General features: G+C 42.7%; 22 protein-coding genes. 14 read left to right on the top strand and 8 right to left on the bottom strand.

Annotated elements, in window-relative coordinates; translation table 11 throughout:
* Positions 1-2 precede the first annotated feature (2 nt).
* From HUS61_RS09885 to HUS61_RS09850, 8 genes are all read left to right on the top strand, one after another.
* Complete coding sequence (locus HUS61_RS09885) at positions 3-536, top strand: DUF2931 family protein (protein WP_258536474.1); 534 nt, start codon at positions 3-5, stop codon at positions 534-536.
* A gap of 1 nt (position 537) precedes the next feature.
* Positions 538-1,065: a DUF2931 domain-containing protein gene (locus HUS61_RS09880; protein ID WP_258539855.1), complete on the top strand. Its 528-nt coding sequence runs from the start codon at positions 538-540 to the stop codon at positions 1,063-1,065.
* A gap of 2 nt (positions 1,066-1,067) precedes the next feature.
* Positions 1,068-1,595, top strand: a complete 528-nt coding sequence (locus HUS61_RS09875) for a DUF2931 domain-containing protein (RefSeq protein ID WP_258536475.1) — start codon at positions 1,068-1,070, stop codon at positions 1,593-1,595.
* 451 nt (positions 1,596-2,046) lie between these two features.
* The gene (gene leuA / locus HUS61_RS09870) at positions 2,047-3,594 is read left to right on the top strand and encodes a 2-isopropylmalate synthase (protein WP_175083016.1); all 1,548 of its coding nucleotides are present in this window, start codon (positions 2,047-2,049) and stop codon (positions 3,592-3,594) included.
* On the top strand, positions 3,591-4,667 hold the full coding sequence (gene leuB / locus HUS61_RS09865) for a 3-isopropylmalate dehydrogenase (RefSeq protein WP_054554475.1): 1,077 nt from the start codon (positions 3,591-3,593) through the stop codon (positions 4,665-4,667). Before leuA ends, leuB begins: the two co-directional genes overlap by 4 nt.
* A 58-nt stretch (positions 4,668-4,725) precedes the next feature.
* Positions 4,726-6,126 carry a 3-isopropylmalate dehydratase large subunit gene (gene leuC / locus HUS61_RS09860; protein ID WP_054554474.1) on the top strand — a complete coding sequence of 467 codons (1,401 nt, stop codon included), beginning with the start codon at positions 4,726-4,728 and terminating at the stop codon, positions 6,124-6,126.
* Entirely contained in the window at positions 6,126-6,725 is a 600-nt protein-coding gene (leuD, locus tag HUS61_RS09855; RefSeq protein WP_054562894.1) for a 3-isopropylmalate dehydratase small subunit, read from the top strand. Before leuC ends, leuD begins: the two co-directional genes overlap by 1 nt.
* A gap of 124 nt (positions 6,726-6,849) precedes the next feature.
* Complete coding sequence (locus tag HUS61_RS09850) at positions 6,850-7,443, top strand: hypothetical protein (protein ID WP_175083015.1); 594 nt, start codon at positions 6,850-6,852, stop codon at positions 7,441-7,443.
* Between the two features lie 2 nt (positions 7,444-7,445).
* Here the strand turns inward: HUS61_RS09850 and HUS61_RS09845 are convergent, their stop codons facing one another.
* A complete protein-coding gene (locus HUS61_RS09845; RefSeq protein WP_055198597.1) occupies positions 7,446-7,811 on the bottom strand; it encodes a hypothetical protein in 366 nt (121 codons plus the stop codon).
* A 127-nt stretch (positions 7,812-7,938) separates the two neighbouring features.
* Here HUS61_RS09845 and HUS61_RS09840 point away from each other — a divergent pair, with 127 nt between their 5' ends.
* Positions 7,939-8,385, top strand: a complete 447-nt coding sequence (locus tag HUS61_RS09840) for a TerB family tellurite resistance protein (protein ID WP_058586124.1) — start codon at positions 7,939-7,941, stop codon at positions 8,383-8,385.
* Between the two features lie 23 nt (positions 8,386-8,408).
* On the opposite strand, the gene HUS61_RS09835 is transcribed toward HUS61_RS09840, so the two are convergent.
* Positions 8,409-8,978, bottom strand: coding sequence for an NADPH-dependent FMN reductase (locus tag HUS61_RS09835; RefSeq protein ID WP_054562889.1), 570 nt, complete (start codon positions 8,976-8,978; stop codon positions 8,409-8,411).
* Positions 8,979-9,093: 115 nt separating this feature from the next.
* Between HUS61_RS09835 and HUS61_RS09830 the strand changes: the two genes are divergently transcribed.
* Positions 9,094-9,987, top strand: coding sequence for a LysR family transcriptional regulator (locus HUS61_RS09830; RefSeq protein ID WP_054562888.1), 894 nt, complete (start codon positions 9,094-9,096; stop codon positions 9,985-9,987).
* Here the strand turns inward: HUS61_RS09830 and norR are convergent.
* Positions 9,984-11,546: a nitric oxide reductase transcriptional regulator NorR gene (norR, locus tag HUS61_RS09825; protein ID WP_175083014.1), complete on the bottom strand. Its 1,563-nt coding sequence runs from the start codon at positions 11,544-11,546 to the stop codon at positions 9,984-9,986. The genes HUS61_RS09830 and norR overlap by 4 nt on opposite strands.
* A gap of 156 nt (positions 11,547-11,702) precedes the next feature.
* Here norR and HUS61_RS09820 point away from each other — a divergent pair, with 156 nt between their 5' ends.
* Positions 11,703-12,935, top strand: a complete 1,233-nt coding sequence (locus HUS61_RS09820; RefSeq protein WP_175083013.1) for an NnrS family protein — start codon at positions 11,703-11,705, stop codon at positions 12,933-12,935.
* Between the two features lie 20 nt (positions 12,936-12,955).
* Positions 12,956-14,119 carry an NO-inducible flavohemoprotein gene (gene hmpA, locus HUS61_RS09815; protein WP_175083012.1) on the top strand — a complete coding sequence of 388 codons (1,164 nt, stop codon included), beginning with the start codon at positions 12,956-12,958 and terminating at the stop codon, positions 14,117-14,119.
* Positions 14,120-14,151: 32 nt separating this feature from the next.
* Here hmpA and HUS61_RS09810 read toward each other — a convergent pair whose 3' ends face one another.
* The 3 genes from HUS61_RS09810 to HUS61_RS09800 form a co-directional block, all read right to left on the bottom strand.
* Positions 14,152-14,526 carry a hypothetical protein gene (locus tag HUS61_RS09810; protein ID WP_062564780.1) on the bottom strand — a complete coding sequence of 125 codons (375 nt, stop codon included), beginning with the start codon at positions 14,524-14,526 and terminating at the stop codon, positions 14,152-14,154.
* Positions 14,519-16,141: a S41 family peptidase gene (locus tag HUS61_RS09805; protein WP_175083011.1), complete on the bottom strand. Its 1,623-nt coding sequence runs from the start codon at positions 16,139-16,141 to the stop codon at positions 14,519-14,521. Before HUS61_RS09805 ends, HUS61_RS09810 begins: the two co-directional genes overlap by 8 nt.
* A 99-nt stretch (positions 16,142-16,240) precedes the next feature.
* Positions 16,241-16,894: an endonuclease gene (locus HUS61_RS09800; RefSeq protein WP_175083010.1), complete on the bottom strand. Its 654-nt coding sequence runs from the start codon at positions 16,892-16,894 to the stop codon at positions 16,241-16,243.
* 116 nt (positions 16,895-17,010) lie between these two features.
* On the opposite strand from HUS61_RS09800, the gene HUS61_RS09795 reads away from it, so the two are divergent.
* A complete protein-coding gene (locus HUS61_RS09795; RefSeq protein ID WP_054562881.1) occupies positions 17,011-17,364 on the top strand; it encodes a VOC family protein in 354 nt (117 codons plus the stop codon).
* On the opposite strand, the gene HUS61_RS09790 is transcribed toward HUS61_RS09795, so the two are convergent.
* A complete protein-coding gene (locus HUS61_RS09790) occupies positions 17,339-18,064 on the bottom strand; it encodes a hypothetical protein (RefSeq protein WP_054562880.1) in 726 nt (241 codons plus the stop codon). The genes HUS61_RS09795 and HUS61_RS09790 overlap by 26 nt on opposite strands.
* 158 nt (positions 18,065-18,222) lie before the next feature.
* Between HUS61_RS09790 and HUS61_RS09785 the strand changes: the two genes are divergently transcribed.
* A complete protein-coding gene (locus HUS61_RS09785) occupies positions 18,223-18,603 on the top strand; it encodes a hypothetical protein (protein WP_054554459.1) in 381 nt (126 codons plus the stop codon).
* 7 nt (positions 18,604-18,610) lie between these two features.
* Here the strand turns inward: HUS61_RS09785 and HUS61_RS09780 are convergent, their stop codons facing one another.
* On the bottom strand, positions 18,611-19,048 hold the full coding sequence (locus HUS61_RS09780; RefSeq protein WP_054562879.1) for a PaaI family thioesterase: 438 nt from the start codon (positions 19,046-19,048) through the stop codon (positions 18,611-18,613).
* Positions 19,049-19,143: the final 95 nt, after the last annotated feature.

The following is a 19,143-nucleotide window of genomic DNA, read 5'->3' as shown; positions in this document are numbered from 1 at the left end:
AAATGCATTTAGTTACTATGGAAAAGCTTATAAAACCACTCATCTCATTTGCATGTGCTTTGTTTTTAGCCGGTTGCTCGTCAACGGGAAAAATAGATTACATGGTAGCAGGCGTAGGCACTGAGAATGGGAATGCTATTTGGGGGCGCTCAGTGGTATTTGATGATACATGGGGCATACCATCAGGGGCTATTGGTTGCTGTTATGGAGAGACAAGAGCGACAGTTGGTGTATACGACCAAAAATTCCCGGAAAAAGTGGCGGTTGAATGGCTCGATAAATCAGAAAATAGAATTTACTTCGGTGAAGTAGCCATAGATAAAGCGGGATATAAATTAGCTAAAAACTTACCTAGATACACCGTTGTGAGCACTGGGCGCAAAGCAAAAGAAATCATACCTTATTTAATAATAGGAATGAGCGAGACAGGTGAAATCAACGTTTGGCTATCCAATGCGCCCTCGGGAAGAAATAGAACTGATCGTGTATTACATGAACTTGGCTCAGGGCAAGCGCAATGGCGTGAGAATAATTAAAATGCATTTAGCGACGATGGACAAGCTTATAAAACCACTCATCTCAATTGCTTGCGCTTTGTTTTTGGCCGGTTGCTCGTCAACGGGAAAAATAGATTACATGGTCGTATCTGGCTCAACTGATGAAGGTAATGATATTTTTGCGACATTAATAGAATTTGATGGGCGGTGGAGTGTCCCTGCAGGTGCAATGTCGTGTTGCCGAGCTACGGCAGGTGCAATGGCCGGTGTTTATGGGCAAAAATTCCCGGAAAAAGTGGCGGTTGAATGGCTCGATAAATCAGAAAATAGAATTTATTACGGTGAAGTGGCCATAGATAAAGCGGGATATAAATTAGCTAAAAACTTACCTCCATTCACTGCGCACACAGGTAAAGTTTTTAACGATGTAAAACCCTATTTAATTATTGGTATGGGAGAAACTGGTGAAATAAAAGTGTGGATATCAAATACACCTTCAGCAGGGTTCACAGGGCGAGTATTACATGAACTTGGCTCAGGGCAAGCGCAATGGCGCGAGAATAATTAAAAATGCATTTAGTTACTATGGACAAGTTTATAAAACCACTCATCTCAATTGCTTGCGCTTTGTTTTTGGCCGGTTGCTCGTCAACGGGAAAAATAGATTACATGGTCGTATCTGGCTCAACTGATGAAGGTAATGATATTTTTGCGACATTAATAGAATTTGATGGGCGGTGGAGTGTCCCTGCAGGTGCAATGTCGTGTTGCCGAGCTACGGCAGGTGCAATGGCCGGTGTTTATGGGCAAAAATTCCCGGAAAAAGTGGCGGTTGAATGGCTCGATAAATCAGAAAATAGAATTTACTTCGGTGAAGTAGCCATAGATAAAGCGGGATATAAATTAGCTAAAAACTTACCTAATTTTAGTTATTACACAGGTGAAGTTGAGGACGAGATTTTTCCCTACCTAATTATTGGCATGGGTGAGACAGGTGAAATAAAAGTGTGGATATCAAATACACCTTCAGCAGGGTTCACAGGCCGTGTATTACATGAACTTGGCTCAGGGCAAGCGCAATGGCGTGAGAATCAATGATGTTTTTAGAACATCTCACTAAACAATTAGATTTTTTCCTCGTACTGTTACTTTATGTGTATGTGATAACTATCACAATTAAAAGTTAATCTAAGCAATAGAAGCTTTACCTTCCGAAACTTTAAACGTTCAATGCATTCAATTGGGTTTGATTAACCTTTAAAGTGTGCTTTTGTGGATTTTTAATTTCATTAACGCGATTTAAAAATCGATTTTGTGGAAAAATTATGCTTGCAAGCTGGTTTTTTGAATGTTAAAAATACAGCCACTGAACACACATTTAGTAAATTAAGATGCAAATTACACATTCAATTACATTAAAACTAAACCTCTTACTGCTTAAATCAGTGAGCGGGGCTTAGTGTATTTGCATTTGTAGAACATTAAAAAACCCCGCAACCGCGGGGTTTTTTTTATCTCGCTAATGGGTCATTGGGAACGAGGACAGTTTATGAAAGATAAGGTTTGGATTTTTGACACAACGTTACGTGATGGTGAGCAAGCATTAAAAGCAAGCCTAACCGAAGACGACAAAATTCAACTTGCGCATACCATTAGCCGCTTAAATGTGGATGTAATGGAAGTGGGTTTTCCGGTATCTAGCCCGGCAGATTTTCGCTCTGTACAGCGCATTGCGACTGAAGTGAAAGGGCCGATTATTTGTGGCTTAGCACGTGCTGTAGCAAAAGATATTGAAGCATGTGGTGAAGCACTTCGCCCGGCAGAGCAGGGCCGTATTCATACATTTATTGCAACCAGCCCATTACACCTTGAGCACAAATTACGTATGAGCTTAGACGATGCAACGGCAATGGCTGTTAAGTCGATTCAACTTGCACGTAACTACACCGATGATGTTGAGTTTTCGTGTGAAGATGCTGGTCGTACACCGCATTGGGATTTATGTCGCATCGTTGAAAAAGCTATTGATGCGGGTGCATCAACAATCAACTTACCTGACACCGTGGGCTATGTAACGCCAGACGAGTACGCTGCGATGATCCATCACTTAATGAACAATGTGCCAAATATCGACAAGGCGCGTTTAAGCGTGCATTGTCATAACGATTTAGGTTTAGCGGTTGCTAACTCAATCGCAGCGGTACAAGCCGGTGCTCGCCAAATCGAATGTACGATTAATGGTATTGGTGAGCGCGCAGGTAACTGTTCGCTTGAAGAAGTGGCGATGATCATGAAGATGCGTGAAGACCACTTAAAAGTGCATACCGATATTCGCAGTGAAGAAATTTACCGTGCTTCGCGTCAAGTCGCGAAGATTTGTAATATGCCAGTACAACCAAACAAAGCAATTGTTGGTGAAAATGCCTTTGCACACAGTTCAGGGATCCACCAAGACGGCGTATTAAAAGCCCAAAACACTTACGAAATTATGTCGCCAGAAAGTGTCGGTGTACCTAATAATCAATTAAACATGACTTCGCGTTCAGGTCGTCATGTTATTGAGCATCGTTTAGAAGAGTTAGGTTATCAAAAATCTGATTACGATATGGATAGCTTATACAGCAGCTTCTTAGCATTAGCAGACCAAAAAGGTACTGTGTATGACTACGACTTAGAAGCGATGATTTACTTTAACCAAATCAAAGATAAAGACGAGAAGTACCAACTTGAGTTTGTTAACTCTACGTCTAACTCGCAATCAGTGGCGAGTTCAACAATCGGCATGACAATTGATGGTGAGTCTAAGCAAGAGGCAGCAACAGGTAACGGCCCTGTCGAAGCATCATTCTTAGCAATTGAGCGCTTAACGGGTATGTCGGTCGAAATGATTGAATACAACCTAGAAGCAACAGGCCAAGGTGCCAGCTCGCTAGGACAAGTGAATATTATTGCTAAATACGATGGTCGCCCATATCACGGCGCGGGCATTGCAGCGGATGTGGTTGAAGCGTCGGTACGCGCTATGATCCGCGTTTATAACTTAATTTATCGTGCACAAAAAGTGTCTGATTTAAAACAACAGAGGAAAGCAGGATGAGTCAATCGAATTACAGTATCGCAGTATTAGCAGGCGACGGGATTGGTCCAGAAGTTATGGCAGCAGCAGAAACCGTCTTGGATGCTGTAAGCGAAAAATTTGGTTTTACTTTGACTCGTCATCACCACGCGATTGGTGGTGCTGCCATTGATGAGTTTGGTCAGGCACTGCCGCAAAGCACACTGAGTGCCTGCGAAAATGCCGATGCGATTTTATTTGGCTCGGTAGGCGGCCCTAAGTGGGAAAACTTACCGCCGAATGAGCAACCTGAGCGAGCTTCGTTGTTGCCACTGCGCAAGCATTTTGGTTTGTTCTGTAATTTACGCCCAGCACAATTATTACCAGCACTAAGTGCTGCATCACCGCTGCGTGCAGATATCAGTGCACAAGGCTTTGATATCTTATGTGTGCGCGAGTTAACCGGTGGTATTTATTTCGGTGAAAAAGGCCGCAGTGGCGAAGGGGAGCAAGAAGCTGCTTTCGATACCCAAACATACTCACGTAAAGAAATTGAGCGCATCGCACGCTTTGCCTTTGAAGCCGCAAAGCTGCGTAGTAATCATGTTACCTCGGTTGATAAAGCGAATGTGTTAGCGACCAGCGTACTTTGGCGTGAAGTGGTCTCTGAAGTAAGCAAAGATTACCCAGAAGTAAGCCTTGACTACATTTATGTTGATAACGCGGCAATGCAGTTAGTAAAACAGCCAAGTCAGTTTGATGTATTACTTTGCGATAACTTGTTTGGCGACATTTTGTCTGATGAGTGCGCGATGATCACAGGCTCTATGGGCTTATTACCATCAGCGAGTTTAAATCAGTCTGGCTTTGGTTTGTATGAGCCAGCTGGTGGCTCAGCACCGGATATCGCTGGTAAAGGGGTTGCAAACCCAATCGCACAAATTTTAAGTGCTGCGCTTATGTTGCGTTACTCACTAGGGCAAGATGAAGCGGCTCGCACGATTGAAAAAGCGGTAGCAGAAGCGGTTGAGGCCGGTGTTGGTACGCCAGATATTTACCCAAATGCAGGGTACACCACCAGTGATGTTGCTGCGGCAATTGTGGCACGTATTTAATTAAAAATTGTTTGCGCTGAGCTCGTCACTCAGCGTAACTAAAATGAGGGAATAGCAAGTGGCCCAAACCTTATACGATAAAATTTGGCAAGCTCATGTAGTCGCCAGCATAAATGATCAAACCGATTTACTTTATATCGACCGTCACCTAGTTCATGAAGTTACATCGCCGCAAGCCTTTGCGGGTTTACGTGAGAAAAACCGCAAAGTACGTTGCCCAGAAAAAACCTTTGCGACTATGGACCATAATGTTTCAACAAAAAGTCGCTCATTAGATGCTGCGAGTGAAGTGTCAAAAAATCAATTAATGGCACTGGATGCAAACTGTAAAGAGTTTGGTATTCAACTTTATGATTTAAATTCGATTAATCAAGGTATTGTGCATGTAATGGGGCCTGAGCAGGGCATTACCTTACCGGGCACAACCATAGTGTGTGGTGACAGTCATACCTCTACCCACGGTGCATTTGGCGCACTAGCGCACGGTATTGGTACTTCAGAAGTTGAGCATGTTCTAGCCACTCAAACACTGCAGCAGAAAAAAGCCAAGTCATTAAAAATTCAAATAAATGGTCGCCTACGCCCAACTGTTACTGCAAAAGATTTAATCATGGCGGTGATTGGTAAATTAGGCACTGCGGGTGGTACTGGCTATGTTGCTGAATTTTGTGGTGAAGGGATCGAAGCGCTGTCTATGGAAGCGCGTATGACGCTTTGTAATATGAGTATTGAAATGGGCGCAAAAGCGGGTTTAATCGCGCCAGATCAAACAACTTATGATTATTTAAAAGGTCGCCCATTTGCACCACAAGGTGCTGACTTTGATAGTGCCGTTGCCTATTGGCAAACATTAAAAACTGATGAAGGCGCAGAGTTTGATCATGTTGTTGAATTAGAGGCTGCTGATATTCAACCGCAAATTACGTGGGGTACCAGCCCTGAGCAAGTGATTGGCGTAGATGAATTCATTCCTGATCCTGAGCAAGAACCAGATCTAATCAAAGCTGATGCAATCCGTAGCGCACTAAAATATATGGGCTTAAAAGCAGGCGATAAATTGTCTTCAGCAACTGTTGATACCGTGTTTATTGGCTCATGTACAAATAGCCGAATTGAAGATTTACGTGCTGCGGCACAAATAGTTGAAGGTAAGCAAGTTGCAGCGGGTGTTGAAGCGCTGATTGTTCCTGGTTCTGGCCTTGTTAAAAAACAAGCCGAAGACGAAGGCCTTGCAGATATCTTCAAAGCAGCTGGCTTTGAATGGCGTGAGCCAGGTTGTTCAATGTGCTTAGCAATGAATGACGATAGATTAGAAGCCGGTAAACGCTGTGCGTCGACCTCTAATCGTAACTTTGAAGGTCGCCAAGGTCGCGGTGGCCGCACTCACTTAGTGAGCCCTGCAATGGCTGCAGCAGCGGCAATTCATGGTCGTTTTGTTGATATCAGAGGAGAAGCCTAATGAGCGTATTTTTTAGTGGCTTAATGGCCCCGTTAGATAAAAACAATGTTGATACTGACCAAATTATTCCAAAGCAATTTTTAACGTCGACCAGCCGTGATGGTTTTGATGCGGCGCTTTTTTACGATTGGCGTTATTTAGATAACGGCGAGCCAAACCCTGAGTTTATTTTGAATCGCCCTTGTTACCAAGGTGCGCAAATTCTTTTAACTCGCGACAACTTTGGTTGTGGTTCATCGCGTGAGCACGCGCCATGGGCATTAAAGCAATATGGTTTTGAAGTGATCTTAGCGGAAAGCTTTGCCGATATTTTCTTTAATAACTGCGGCAATAACCAAATGCTTGCTATCGCATTACCAGCAGAAACGCTTGAGCAATTATTTGTGCTGAGTGAACAGCATGACGATATTCATATCGAAGTTGATTTAGAAAACCAACAACTTCGTAGCGATAAGTTTGACACTATTCACTTTGATATTCGCCATGACATTAAAGAGCGTTTATTAAGCGGTTTAGACTTTATCGGTGTGACTGAAACACTTAACAGCCAAATTGATGCCTTTGAGCAGCAACTAGCAGCAGAACGCCCTTGGCAATAACCTGTTTTTTCCATGTGAACCTAAACGCGGCCAAGGCCGCGTTTTTTTGTTATTTATCGTAATTGTTTTCTTTATGGCCCTTAAACCATTAGCCTAGACAGAAATTTTATTTAGGGAACACACCATGAAATACTTAGTAGCATCGATGCTCGTGGCAGCATCATCAGTAGCAGCTGCACGACCGGCACCATTAGTGTCAATTCCAAGCCATGATGGCTTTTTTGATAATATTGCTGCCCATTGCGGTAAAGCTTACGAAGGTAAAGTGAGCGTTGATAACGCTGCTGGCCCGAGCTCATTTGCGGACAAAAAGTTAGTAATGCATGTACGTCGTTGTAACGAGCGTGAGTTACAAGTGCCATTTCATGTTGGTGATGATGCATCTCGTACTTGGATCATCACAAAAACGGGCAGTGGTTTGAGTTTAAAGCATGACCATCGTCATAAAGATGGCAGCGATGATAAATCAACCATGTATGGTGGGCATACTCTTGATGCGGGTTTTGCTAACGCGCAGTCGTTCCCGGCTGATCAGTACTCAAAAGAGTTGTTTGTGAGCCAAGGTATTCCCCAATCAATGGGTAACACGTGGCAAATGTATATTTATCCTAAGCAATTTACGTATCGCTTAGTGCGTGAAGGGCGTGAATTTCGTGTTGATTTTGACTTAACTAAACCTATCACACCTCCAAGCGCGCCGTGGGGATATGAAGACTAGTGCTATTTAGCTTCGTCTTCACACTGTAAAACAACCGTTAAAGGTGGCTGATAGGCGCGTGGTTTAGTTGGAAAACGTTCATACTCCTGCACCCCATCAGTCACTCTTAGCATAAAAGGTTTGTCTCTACATAAGCGACTTGCATGGCGCAGTAAGAATACGCTTTGATTGCGAAAGTGCTTGTAGTCGTCAGACTGAATTTCGAGGTGGTAGCGGCCATCGGCCAATTTAGTTTGGTAGTAATGGACTTTTTCGTCGAAGTCATAGAGCTTTTCGGTTTCGCCTTTTGCTGCCTGCGCATTACTGCACCCCGCTAACATTAAAACGGCGCTGATTAATAGTGCTTGTGTACTTCTCACTTCACTCATAAACACTTAACTCCATGTGATTAATACCTTGTTTCATCGAGATGTTGAACCTGAGTTAGCATCCATAGTCAAACTAAGGTAACGTTACGTCTTACATGTAGTCTAACACCCAAAAAGGGAAAATGTGATGCTCAATAAAATAAAACAGCTGTTTTCAGCGCTGAATGATACCCAATCTAGCATTGCTGAGCATGACCTAAAAACCGCCGTTGCTGCGTTATTAATTGAGGTTATGCGTGCAGATAATGAGTTACAAGATGATGAGCAACAGACCCTGAATGAGACCTTAAAGAAGTATTTCTCGCTTAACGAAGAAGAGGTTCAAGAGTTAGTTGCAAGTGCATCGCAAAGCTTAGATGATGCAATAGATTACTTTCAGTTTTCAAAACAAGTTAATGCCCAGTGCAGTGCCGAGCAGCGTATTGAAATCATCGAGCTGTTGTGGCGTTTAGCCTACGCAGATGGCAATTTAGATAAGCATGAAGAAATGGTTATTCGCCGCGTCGCAAGCTTGCTGTATGTAACTCATGAAGACTTTATCGCTGCTAAGCTAGCAGCGACAAAGCTTAGTTAGTAGCGATAAAACTAGGCTAGCAATTACTTATTTAATTTGCTCGCTACGCTCACAAGTTGCTGGGCAAGGCTGGCAACTTGCTCGGCTGTATCAGCATCGCTGATGCGGCCTTGCTCATCTAATTTAGTGTGTATAGCAGGCACTGCGAGTTGATCTGCAAGTACTAAACTACCAATACCCGATAAAATATCACGCACGTGATTTAAACCACGTAAGCCACCTAAACCACCCGGTGAAGATGCATAAAGTGCAGTCACTTTATTACGAAATGCAGGTACTGCGCCTTGCTCTGTACGAGAAGCCCAATCGATTGCATTTTTAAGTGGCGCTGTAATTGAGCCATTATATTCTGGGCTTGCTAATAAAATGCCATCAGCAGCGCGAAGCTTATCTTTTAATAATTGTGCGCCAGCAGGTGTACCTTGCGCTTCAATATCTTCATCAAATAAAGGTAAGTCTAAATCACTTAATTTAATCACTTCTACTTCAGCACCACTTTCGAGGGCGAAGCGTGCAGCTTCATTAATCAGTTTTTGATTAAAGCTGTCTTTACGTAGGCTGCCTGCTAGGGCAATAATTTTTGGTGCTGTCATGATGGCTTCCTTTTTTAAGCTTCACTATTGATATACTCACTGTAGCAAAAAACAGCTTGCAGAAAAGCCAAATAAACGCAAAACTTATGTGCGTATATGCACACAAGGAGCCGTTATGGCGATTCAATTTGATGATTGGCAAGATGTAAAAGTCGCTTATGAGGTGGCAAGGCTCGGCACGTTAACCGCTGCTGCCGAATCGTTAGGTGTTCACCACAGCACAGTGCTTAGAAGAATCAATAATTTAGAAGATAACCTTGATGCGCGGTTATTCCACCGCCATGCCCGTGGCTATACAGTGACAGAAATCGGCGCTAAGTTGTTTGCGACTGCAAAATCGATTAACGCTGAACTTGAAAAACTTCACAACGATATTATTGCCGCTGATAGCCAACTGCGAGGCAGTTTATTATTAACTACGGTTAGTGGTTTTATTGATGTGCTTAGTGATGTCTGTGAGCAGTTTCAAAGTCTGCACCCGCAAGTGCAACTCGAAGTTATTCTTGATCAAAACCGTTTACGCCTTGATCACGGTCAGGCGCACATTGCTGTGCGAGCGGGTCCTCGGCCTGATGAAGGCGACTATATTGCCCAGCATTTAGCTGAACTTTCGTCAGGGTTTTATGCCTCTAAAAGTTATATTGAAAAGTATGGCATGCCAAAGAATATTGAGCAGTTGCAACAGCATAGTTTTGTTTCTGGGGTGGCTGGGTATAACGGTAAAGTGCCTTATTTTGCATGGGTTGATCAACATATTGAACCTTCGCAAATTAAGTTACGGGTGTCTGAAACATCAGAAGCTACAAGGGCGATTGTGAGAGGCTTAGGAATCGGTGGTTTACAGCATGAAGTGGCAAGCCAATACCCTGATCTGCTGCCAGTGCTTCCTAAAGAGCTAAACTGGCCAACGGATCTTTGGCTGGTAACGCATCACTTGGTGCATCGCACAGCCAAAGTCCAAGCATTTAGTCAGCTTTTAAAAGCCTATTTTAAAGATTTAAAAGCTTAAACAGACTTTTTAACGCTAATGCCTAGCCGTTTGGCTAGGCGCACAAGGTTGGCTCTATCAACACTTAAGCTGCGTGCTGTGGCTGCCCAGTTTAGGTTGTGTAGTTCAAGTTGTTGCATAATCAATTGATAACTAAAAGCGTCGGTTGCCTCTTTCAGCGATAAGCGAGTGGCTTTTTGTTCGTTAACTGCAACAGGGCTTGGTGCAGCAACGGCCGTTTTAGCAATATCACAATGCTCAGGTTCGATTGTGACAATGCTTTGTTGCCATTGCTGCTGCTTGGCTTTGAGTGCTGCGCGGCTAATCACATGTTCAAGCTCTCTCACATTGCCTGGCCAATCATATTGACGCAGTAGTAACTGTGTATCGCTACTAAGCTTAAGTTGCTTAATTGCCAATTTTTTAGATGTTTGCTCAATAAAAAAGCCTGCCAATAAAATAACATCGTTATCGCGCTCTTTTAGTGGTGCAACATACAATGGGTAAACGCTTAAGCGGTGATAAAGGTCTGCACGAAAGCGCCCCGCAGCGACTTCTTGTTTTAAATCGCGGTTGGTTGCTGCAATCACTCTGACATCAACATAACGGCTTTGATCTTCCCCGACGGTTTGTACTTCACCACTTTGTAATACGCGTAATAGCTTACTTTGCATAGCAAGCGGAAGCTCGCCGATTTCATCTAAAAACAGGGTACCACCATCGGCGAGTTGAAACTTACCCTGGCGCGCAGTATGTGCGCCAGTAAATGCGCCTTTACTGTGACCAAAAAACTCACTTTCGGCTAAGTTCTCTGGTAACGATGCGCAGTTTAAGTGGATCAACGGCATGTCGCGGCGTTTTGAGTTTAAATGGATATTGCGTGCAACGAGCTCTTTACCGACGCCTGTATCGCCTTGTATCAATACGCTAAATTCTGAGGCCGCCACCAGCTGAATATCATTTTTAAGGGTCAGCATTGGTTGGCTATTACCAATAATTTCGACACCTTCTCGTGTTAGCGCTTCAAGATTAAGCTGCTGCGCAACTTGATGGCTGTGCTGTGCATGTTGCCTAAAATGCTGCAAGGTTAAGGCATGCTCAACATAACCTGCGGCTAGCTGTTTTAGTTGATTGAGCTCGTTCATTGCTAAAGCGTCAAAGGCATGTTCATCTAAACTATCAAAGGTCAAAACACCCAATAGTTCGTTGTTATCTTTGCTGCTCAGCAGCGGCACGCCCATGCAGGCATGAACAGGAAAGTCGCCATGCTGGCTTTGTAATAAACCATCGTAGGGGTCGGGTAGGCCACAATCTTTGGCAAATTTTAGCGGTTCACTGCCACGGCATATTTCAAATAAGCGCGGATGCTCCGCTATTTTAAAGCGTCTTCCTAACGTATCGTCCGACAACCCATGAAGGGCTACGGGCTTTAACACATCGCCTTGTTTCAATAATAAGGCAACTGCATCACATTCAAGCCAATCATTAATGCAACTCAACAGATAACTGAAATTATGATCAACACTGCTTGCTTTGGTAAGTGCAAGTGCAACATCAAGAAGGGATTTTTTGAACGTCATGTCAATTTGACCTGAATGTGTTTTATTGATGTTTTTAATGGTGTGTCATTTTGACTTATTTATCAAGCGTGCAAATTTAATGTATTGATATTTAATGGTTTTTATTTTTGGCTTGAACTGTGCAATAGCTGGGGAAATTAAACGCTGAGAGCACGAATGAAAGTCATTAATTTAACTGAACCTATGTCAACTAAGATCAAATTTTATCAACTCAGCCAGTGGCCGTTATGGGCATTAGCATTTCGGCCTTTTTTCTTGGCGGCAGGTGCCTTAGCTGTATTTGCTATGAGTTACTGGTTTTTAATCTTGGCGGGCTATGCACAGTGGCACCTAACAATGCCCGCAACGCTTTGGCATGCTCACGAAATGCTGTTTGGCTTTGCAGGCGTCGTTGCTATGGGCTTTTTGCTAACCGCCGCACAAACATGGACAGGTGTGGCAAGTGTAAGAGGTATTAAGCTTTGTTTGCTTAGCATGATTTGGCTTGCTGCAAGGCTTAGTTTTTTTATTGAGATTGCAGGGTTCGAGCAGCTAAACCTTTATATTGTTAGTGCGCTACAACTCGTTTGGTGGCTAGCTGGAATTATTATTCTAGCTGACATGCTGATACAGGCAAAAAGCAGTCATAACTACTTATTTGTTGTCATCGCATCTTTGCTCTGTGCGCTCAATGTGATTTTTTTGAGCTTAGTTGTACTTAATAAAATGTCGCTGGCACTGGGGGTTGTTGATACCGCTGTACTTATCATGACACTGCTAGTTGGTGTTGTGGCTGGGCGAGTTGTGCCATTTTTTACCGCGCGCGGCCTTAACCTAAGTGAGCAAGTTAGAACCCCCAAGCTCGATAAATTAGTCGTATTTAGCTCATTTTTCGCCATTGCGTGGTTTTTTATGAGTCAGCTATTTTTTAGCGCAATGAGCACCGGTTGGGTTTTTGCTTGGCTTGCTTGTTTACATTCAGCCCGGTGTGTTTTGTGGTGGCATAAAGGCATTCTAAAAGTGCCTTTGCTATGGTCATTACATGTGGCTTATTGGGCTTTATCGGTTGGTTTAATACTCGTCGCGCTGAGCTATTTCAGCCCTATTATCTTATTCAAAGATGCGCTTCATCTGATCACTGTTGGCACCATAGGTGTGATGATCATCGCCATGATGGTACGTGTCTCTCATGGTCACACTGGGCGCGTATTACAAGCCCCTGCATACATTAGTTTGGCATTTGTACTTATTGTGATAGCTGCCATTGTACGTTCGTTACTTCCCGTTTATTTAGGTCATCACCTTGCATGGCAGTTAAGTGCGTTGCTGTGGGTTGCTGGCTTTAGCTTATTTTTATTTCATTGTGCGCCCATCTTAGTGAATCGTCGTGTTGATGGTCGCCGCGGTTAATCTCTCCAATAGGAAAAACTATGTTATCTGAAAAAACGATCCAGATTGTTAAAAGTACTTTGCCGTTGCTTGCACAAGCAGGCCCTCAAGTGACTGAGTATTTTTATGATCGTATGTTTAGCTACAACCCAGAGCTTAAAAATATTTTTAATATGACACATCAGCAATCGGGCTCTCAGCAATTTGCGCTGTTTAATGCCCTAGCTGCCTACGCGGCAAATATTGATAACTTGGCAGTGTTAAAAGATGCGCTTGCGCGCATTAATCATAAACACACCAGTTACCATATTTTGCCAGAGCATTATCCTATTGTTGGTGGACATTTGATTGCGACTTTAAAAGAGTTATTGCCAGAACAATTTACCCCTGAGGTTGAGTATGCATGGCGTGAAGCTTATTCGTTATTAGCTGATGTATGTATTAATGAGGAGATGTCGCTATATCAAAAAACCAAAAAGGCGCCGGGAGGATGGTTTGGTACCCGTACTTTCACTATTACAGAAAAACGTATGGAGTCATCGCAAATTTGTAGTTTCACATTAACGCCTGCCGATGCAAAGCCTGTTGTGGCGTATTTACCGGGCCAATATTTAGGGGTTAAAGTAACGCCTGCAAACAGTGATTTAACGCAAGTGAGGCAATACTCTTTATCGCAGCAAAGTAATAGTTGTAATTACCGTATTAGCGTGAAAAAAGAAGGCTTGGTATCTAACTACCTACATAGCTTAACTGAGGGGGATGAGGTAGAAATTTACCCACCCGCAGGCGACTTTGTGCTTTGCGAAATTGACTCGCCTGTTGTATTGATTTCAGCGGGAGTTGGTCAAACCCCGATGATGGCGATGCTCGAAACACTATTAAGTAATCAACCTAATCAGCCAATTCATTACCTGCATGCTTGCGACAGAGAGACGCAGTTTGCCTTTAAAGAGTACTTATTTAAGCAACAGCAAGCGCACGCTTCATTACATTGTGTTACCTGGTATAAAGATGGCAAGGGGGGCGATTTTGCGGGCTTAATGGATGTAAACCACATCGCTGAAAGCTTACCAATAAGCAAAGGTGACTTTTACCTGTGTGGCCCAATCGCATTTATGGCAATGATAAAAGAGCAACTACTAGGTATTGGGGTTGCAAGTGAACGCATTCATTATGAGGTGTTTGGCCCTCACCAAAGCCTATGATGTAAAAGGCGCAGCCTAAGCTGCGCCTTTTGTTAGTTAACTTCGCACTCTACATTAGGAAGTGGAATACGGAGTTCTTTTTTGGGGTAGTAAAGCAGGCATTGCTCACCTGCTTTTTGCAACACAAACTTCTCAGAAGGAATTGAATGGGCACCCATAATTGGCAGGCCATCAGGCCCTTTGTTGGTGCCGTGGTCAATCAGTAACTCTGCGCTTTTAGTAAACACATCATCGGCTAAGGTGACCAGTGCACCGCCCTTAGCAGACTGAATAGCCTGCTGTATATCAGTAATCACTCCCGGGTTTACCCGAACAAGCGTAGCATCTTGCGGTTGCTCTGCTTGAGTACTTTTACAGCCTGCTATGCTTGCCAGTAAGGTGCAGGTTAAGAACAGTGCTTTATTCATTATCACTTTCCTTAGCTGGTAGCGGACGGGTTAAATCCATATTATTTTTGTAAAGTGTAGTATTAGCTTTTAGCGCAATACCAGCTTCATCAGCAGCATAAGATGAGGTTGTCGCTTGCTTAGCTGTGACACTTTGCGTTACCACTGGGCAACTATCATTCTCAATATGATAAAGCGCTGCACTCAGAAGTGTTTCATCACTATCACCTATCTGGTGGTTAAAGTCGTCATCGAGTTCACAGCCTTTTACATCTGCATCGAATTGCGGTGAAGGAGTTGGTACTAAGCCGTCAGAGTATTCGCCAAAGCCTTTGTAATTCACACCCGTTAGCTGAATGGTGTAGTAAGTGGTTGCACAGTTATGCGTTGGGGTAAAACCATATGGTTTACCGCAGGTTTTACCACCTATTAAAACAACTTCAGTATCTATGCCTTTTAAGCCATTGATAAGTGCTTCTGATGCTGAACATGTATTATCAGTGCTGAGTACATAGACTTTCGATAAATTTAAGTCAGGGAGAGTGTTACCTGTTCCCTCGAAAGTAGAATAATCGACTTCAATATCAATAAACGGGTATGGGTCGCTCTCGGGCTGCTTGTCATTTTCAATGACTTGATAGTAAAAATAGTCACTCGTATTGGCTGGACCTGCAATCATATAGGCAAGTTGCGAAGAAAGCGCTAATAAACCACCGCCATTGTATCTAAGGTCGATCACAAGCTCGTCGATATTGTCGGTTTTGAACTTATTCACAGCACTTATCAGCTCAGGCTGAGCAATACTTATATGGCTGTTAAACTGCATGTAGCCAACTTTAGTGCCATCTCCTGTGGTAATAGTATCGACATTTTGTACAGGTGTTTGGGTTATATTACCTGCGACTAGAGTAAACGATTTTTCGGTGCCATCATTACTGCGTACAACAAAATTGTGCGAGTCGCCAGCTGTCGGTCCAAATAGCGCTTCATTTAGAATATCTACGCCTTGTTGAGTATTAGTATCAATGCTGACGTCGTCGACCATTAAAATAGTATCACCGCGTTGTAAGCCTGCATTTGCAGCTGGTGAGTCACTCTCTAAATAGGCTACACGTAACTCTCGTGGCGGAACATTACTGATAAATGCCCAATTGATACCATAGCCAGAAACCACACCTGATTGTGACTCTTGAAAATACTCATCTGTCGGCCTGCTGAAATGGAATTGATCTTTATAAGCACCAGAGTCTGTTTTTTCGAAGGTTTTTAATTGATCAAAATAAGCGGCGACAGAGCTGAAGTTATCTGGGTCATTGTCTTCTATTTCATCGTACCAAAGATAGGTTTCGTCACTCCATGAACGTAGCCACATCTTCTCAGTAAACTCAGAGCCTGCTGTATCTGGGTAAGGTTGATTATCGTTATATGGATCATTGCCAGTTCGCGGTACAGCGCATTGATCTTTAAATTCGCTTGATGGATCAAAGACACCAGCCGTCCAAGTGGGTTCAGAAGTTGTTGGTGGTGGATTCGTGGTATCGGTATTGCTCGATGAGCCACCACCGCCGCAGCCAGATAAAGACATGCCTGAAGCCGCTAAGAAGACAGCTAAAGCGAGTTTGTTATTTTTAAACATGGTGCTTCCTTTCTTATATAAATTGTTTAAAAACTAACAATTACTTAATCTGAAAGCAATAAATTATAGTGTCTAAAATGTAAACGAATGTGCTGCTAGTTATAAAGATTTGCGATTACTAATTTCAGCTATTTCAAGCTTTTGCCACGATTCAAATAATTTACGTTGTTTGTCAGATATTTTTAAGCCATAGGTTTTTTGCATATAAAAATAGGTATCGGCTATTTGCTTTCTTGCATAAATGGGTGGCTCAAATACGCGTTGCTTAAAGTCAACTTTTACAGGGCATGCTCCGTAACTTGCACTTGATGATGACACCATGCCGTAGCGAAAGTTTGAGCGGTCAGCATTGATCTCGCCTATAGCAGGTGCAAGGTTATTAATGTCAGCTTCCATTTGACGAAACTTTTCACTGACCTTTTTACAGTTTTTGCGACCGCCATCCTGCCAGCATTGTAATTGATGGCCAAACTCCCAGGCAGGCACAATGTGCTCCCACTCTATTCTTTTTGCGCGAGCATTCTCTTTTCCTGAGCGGGTGACAGAGTTTCTAGGAATATAACCACAAGCATCAGGGTCTGGCACAAGTTTTTTACCTTGGCGCTTGATATCGCAACCACAATATAAGCTTTTACTATTGCTTGGTAGATTCTTAATTAAATGCTTTTTGGCACTGTAAAAGCTCGAAAATTCTTTAGCGGATATAGGGAAAGTGAAAATAAAACAAAGGGCTAAGTATAGAAATAAACGCATATCCATCACATCAGTGAACTACAGGAACAGCTATTCTAGAGCGACTATTCTAAAAAGGAAAAGTTTTTCAACTCAGCTATAGTTGTTAGGCCGTTTTTATTAAAGGAATTACAACCATGTTATTAGGTGCTTTTTCTGTAAGTCTAAATGTAAAAGATATTCGTGCTTCAAAGCAGTTTTATGAAAAGCTAGGTTTCAAAGAGTTTGCTGGGGAGATAGAACAGCATTGGCTAATTATGAAAAACGGTGAACATTTGATTGGTTTGTTTCAAGGTATGTTTGATAAAACCATGCTGACCTTTAATCCTGGGTGGGATCAAAATGCCGAAGCTTTGGATGAATTTGCAACCTTTGAGCAATTAGCTGCACAATTTCAGCAACAAGGATTAGAAATACAAAAGGCCGGTGACGCGAGTTTTATTATCACCGACCCAGATGGCAATCCTATTTTGATTGACCAACACGTGTAGCTGGCTTTTTACGTTTAATTCGAACGTTTTGTAGTAACAAGAGAACTCCTGTAATACAAAATAGTACGCTGGTGGCTGAGAAGCTGATGAGTAGTGGATTGTTAAAGTTCTCACGCTCATCATAATCCATAATGTGTAGCATCCAGAAAAAGTCGAAAATGCGCCACAGAGTGCTGCGCACAGTTATAACTTTACCGGTTTGGCTATCTAAATATAAGGTTGTTGTTAACCAATCATCGAAGCTAATTTGCCAAACATTGGCTTTGTGACCGACTTCTCTAGGCCCTTTTGTTAATAACTGCGCTTGCGTTATTTTTGCGTCAATAAGCAGGTGAGCTTGCGCATTTTCTATGATTTGCGCTTTACTCGGTGCAGGCATTTTAGCACCTGTTCTGCCATCAAAAATAAACGTACCGCTAGAGGATGTAACTTCTATAATCGGGGTATTTAAAAAATGGCTATATTTAATACCCTCGATTTGCTCGAATTGCGCTGTTATTTTATCAATTGAAGCAGGGTAGTCCGACAATAAAAATGGGCTACTTAAACTGCGATTAGCCAGATGCTTACCATGCACTTTTTCAAGTGGTAATGAGCTCATTACCAGCCCACCTAAGAGCCAAAAAAAGATCTGCAAAGCAAGTAAGTAGCCAAGCCATTTATGCCCTTTACGAGCATACTTAAACAGGCGTTTATTCATTATTACCCCGTTATTATTGTTATGTGGGCGCTATTTTAGGTTGTTTAGCTAGATTGCCAATGCGGCATAATGTCGCATTAACTGTATTCTAGATTTGGTATATATACAAAACTGAGTTAAAGTTTCAGTCGATATAAATAGAGGGTAAAAACGAGAGTATGTCGGAAATTCAATTTTTAAATGTAGATCTGGAGCTTGAGTCAAAGCACGATATTAGTGCGCTTGTTGCTGATTTGAAGAAAAACGCCATGGTTTTACATTATGACCAAGATGAATACCGCCAACTAGCACGTATTGAAGCAACCGCAGATATCAGCTCTCCAGATAAAGCCATTAACCAGCTTTGCGAGCTTATTGAGTCTTGCTCGCGCAATGCATTAAAACAGTGGTTATCGTGCTCAAAGCGTACATTTGATATAGGCTTTGAATCAGGTAATTCGCCTAAATGCTTTAACCAACCCCTGCATGCCGATACCTTGTTACGTATCTCTGCAATTGGCGCAGGGATTGAAATTACTATTTATCCTGTCGAAAAATAGCCAGAATTTATCGCTCTACAACAGCTGCGGTCATTCTTGATACGCAGCAAAGCTCTCCTGCGGCATTGGTAATTTTAATATCCCAAACAGAAGTTCGCTTACCTAAATGCAGCGGTCTCGCAGTTGCTGTTAACGTTCCTTTGCGTGACGCTTTCATGTGGTTGGCATTAATTTCTTGGCCAACAGCATAAAACTTATTGAAATCAACCACGAAATTGGCTGCATAGCTTGCCACTGTCTCTGCTAATACAACGTTTGCTCCGCCATGGACCATGCCCATAGGGTTATGATGCTCAGGAATAGCAGGCATGGTTGCCATTAAATAATCATCGCCAATTTCAGTTACCTCAATGCCCATAGTTTTCATTAAAGTGCCTTGACCGGTAATCCCTTGTTCCAGCTCTTTGCAAAGCTCTAACGTGATTGGTTGGTGCCAAATACTCATTGTGTTTCCTTAGCCTGCTAATTAAAGATAATACCTTATGGCATCTTTCGGTGTGGTTCAATGTTAGTTTTGTAGCAATATGATGGGGTTAATTT

The organism is Pseudoalteromonas sp. 0802, assembly GCF_013350085.1.
In the GTDB taxonomy this organism is placed as follows: domain Bacteria; phylum Pseudomonadota; class Gammaproteobacteria; order Enterobacterales; family Alteromonadaceae; genus Pseudoalteromonas.
This window is presented reverse-complemented; position numbering and strand designations above follow the sequence as displayed.

Excerpts from the sequence above, each read along its gene's own strand:
- HUS61_RS09805 (WP_175083011.1), bottom strand. The coding sequence starts at position 16,141 with ATGTTTAAAAATAACAAACTCGCTTTAGCTGTCTTCTTAGCGGCTTCA.
- HUS61_RS09850 (WP_175083015.1), top strand. The coding sequence starts at position 6,850 with ATGAAATACTTAGTAGCATCGATGCTCGTGGCAGCATCATCAGTAGCA.
- HUS61_RS09885 (WP_258536474.1), top strand. The coding sequence starts at position 3 with ATGCATTTAGTTACTATGGAAAAGCTTATAAAACCACTCATCTCATTT.
- HUS61_RS09785 (WP_054554459.1), top strand. The coding sequence starts at position 18,223 with ATGTCGGAAATTCAATTTTTAAATGTAGATCTGGAGCTTGAGTCAAAG.
- HUS61_RS09795 (WP_054562881.1), top strand. The coding sequence starts at position 17,011 with ATGTTATTAGGTGCTTTTTCTGTAAGTCTAAATGTAAAAGATATTCGT.
- norR (WP_175083014.1), bottom strand. The coding sequence starts at position 11,546 with ATGACGTTCAAAAAATCCCTTCTTGATGTTGCACTTGCACTTACCAAA.
- leuA (WP_175083016.1), top strand. The coding sequence starts at position 2,047 with ATGAAAGATAAGGTTTGGATTTTTGACACAACGTTACGTGATGGTGAG.
- HUS61_RS09790 (WP_054562880.1), bottom strand. The coding sequence starts at position 18,064 with ATGAATAAACGCCTGTTTAAGTATGCTCGTAAAGGGCATAAATGGCTT.
- HUS61_RS09780 (WP_054562879.1), bottom strand. The coding sequence starts at position 19,048 with ATGAGTATTTGGCACCAACCAATCACGTTAGAGCTTTGCAAAGAGCTG.
- HUS61_RS09840 (WP_058586124.1), top strand. The coding sequence starts at position 7,939 with ATGCTCAATAAAATAAAACAGCTGTTTTCAGCGCTGAATGATACCCAA.
- leuD (WP_054562894.1), top strand. The coding sequence starts at position 6,126 with ATGAGCGTATTTTTTAGTGGCTTAATGGCCCCGTTAGATAAAAACAAT.
- hmpA (WP_175083012.1), top strand. The coding sequence starts at position 12,956 with ATGTTATCTGAAAAAACGATCCAGATTGTTAAAAGTACTTTGCCGTTG.
- HUS61_RS09800 (WP_175083010.1), bottom strand. The coding sequence starts at position 16,894 with ATGCGTTTATTTCTATACTTAGCCCTTTGTTTTATTTTCACTTTCCCT.
- HUS61_RS09845 (WP_055198597.1), bottom strand. The coding sequence starts at position 7,811 with ATGAGTGAAGTGAGAAGTACACAAGCACTATTAATCAGCGCCGTTTTA.
- HUS61_RS09835 (WP_054562889.1), bottom strand. The coding sequence starts at position 8,978 with ATGACAGCACCAAAAATTATTGCCCTAGCAGGCAGCCTACGTAAAGAC.
- HUS61_RS09820 (WP_175083013.1), top strand. The coding sequence starts at position 11,703 with ATGAAAGTCATTAATTTAACTGAACCTATGTCAACTAAGATCAAATTT.
- HUS61_RS09810 (WP_062564780.1), bottom strand. The coding sequence starts at position 14,526 with ATGAATAAAGCACTGTTCTTAACCTGCACCTTACTGGCAAGCATAGCA.
- leuB (WP_054554475.1), top strand. The coding sequence starts at position 3,591 with ATGAGTCAATCGAATTACAGTATCGCAGTATTAGCAGGCGACGGGATT.
- HUS61_RS09875 (WP_258536475.1), top strand. The coding sequence starts at position 1,068 with ATGCATTTAGTTACTATGGACAAGTTTATAAAACCACTCATCTCAATT.
- HUS61_RS09830 (WP_054562888.1), top strand. The coding sequence starts at position 9,094 with ATGGCGATTCAATTTGATGATTGGCAAGATGTAAAAGTCGCTTATGAG.
- HUS61_RS09880 (WP_258539855.1), top strand. The coding sequence starts at position 538 with ATGCATTTAGCGACGATGGACAAGCTTATAAAACCACTCATCTCAATT.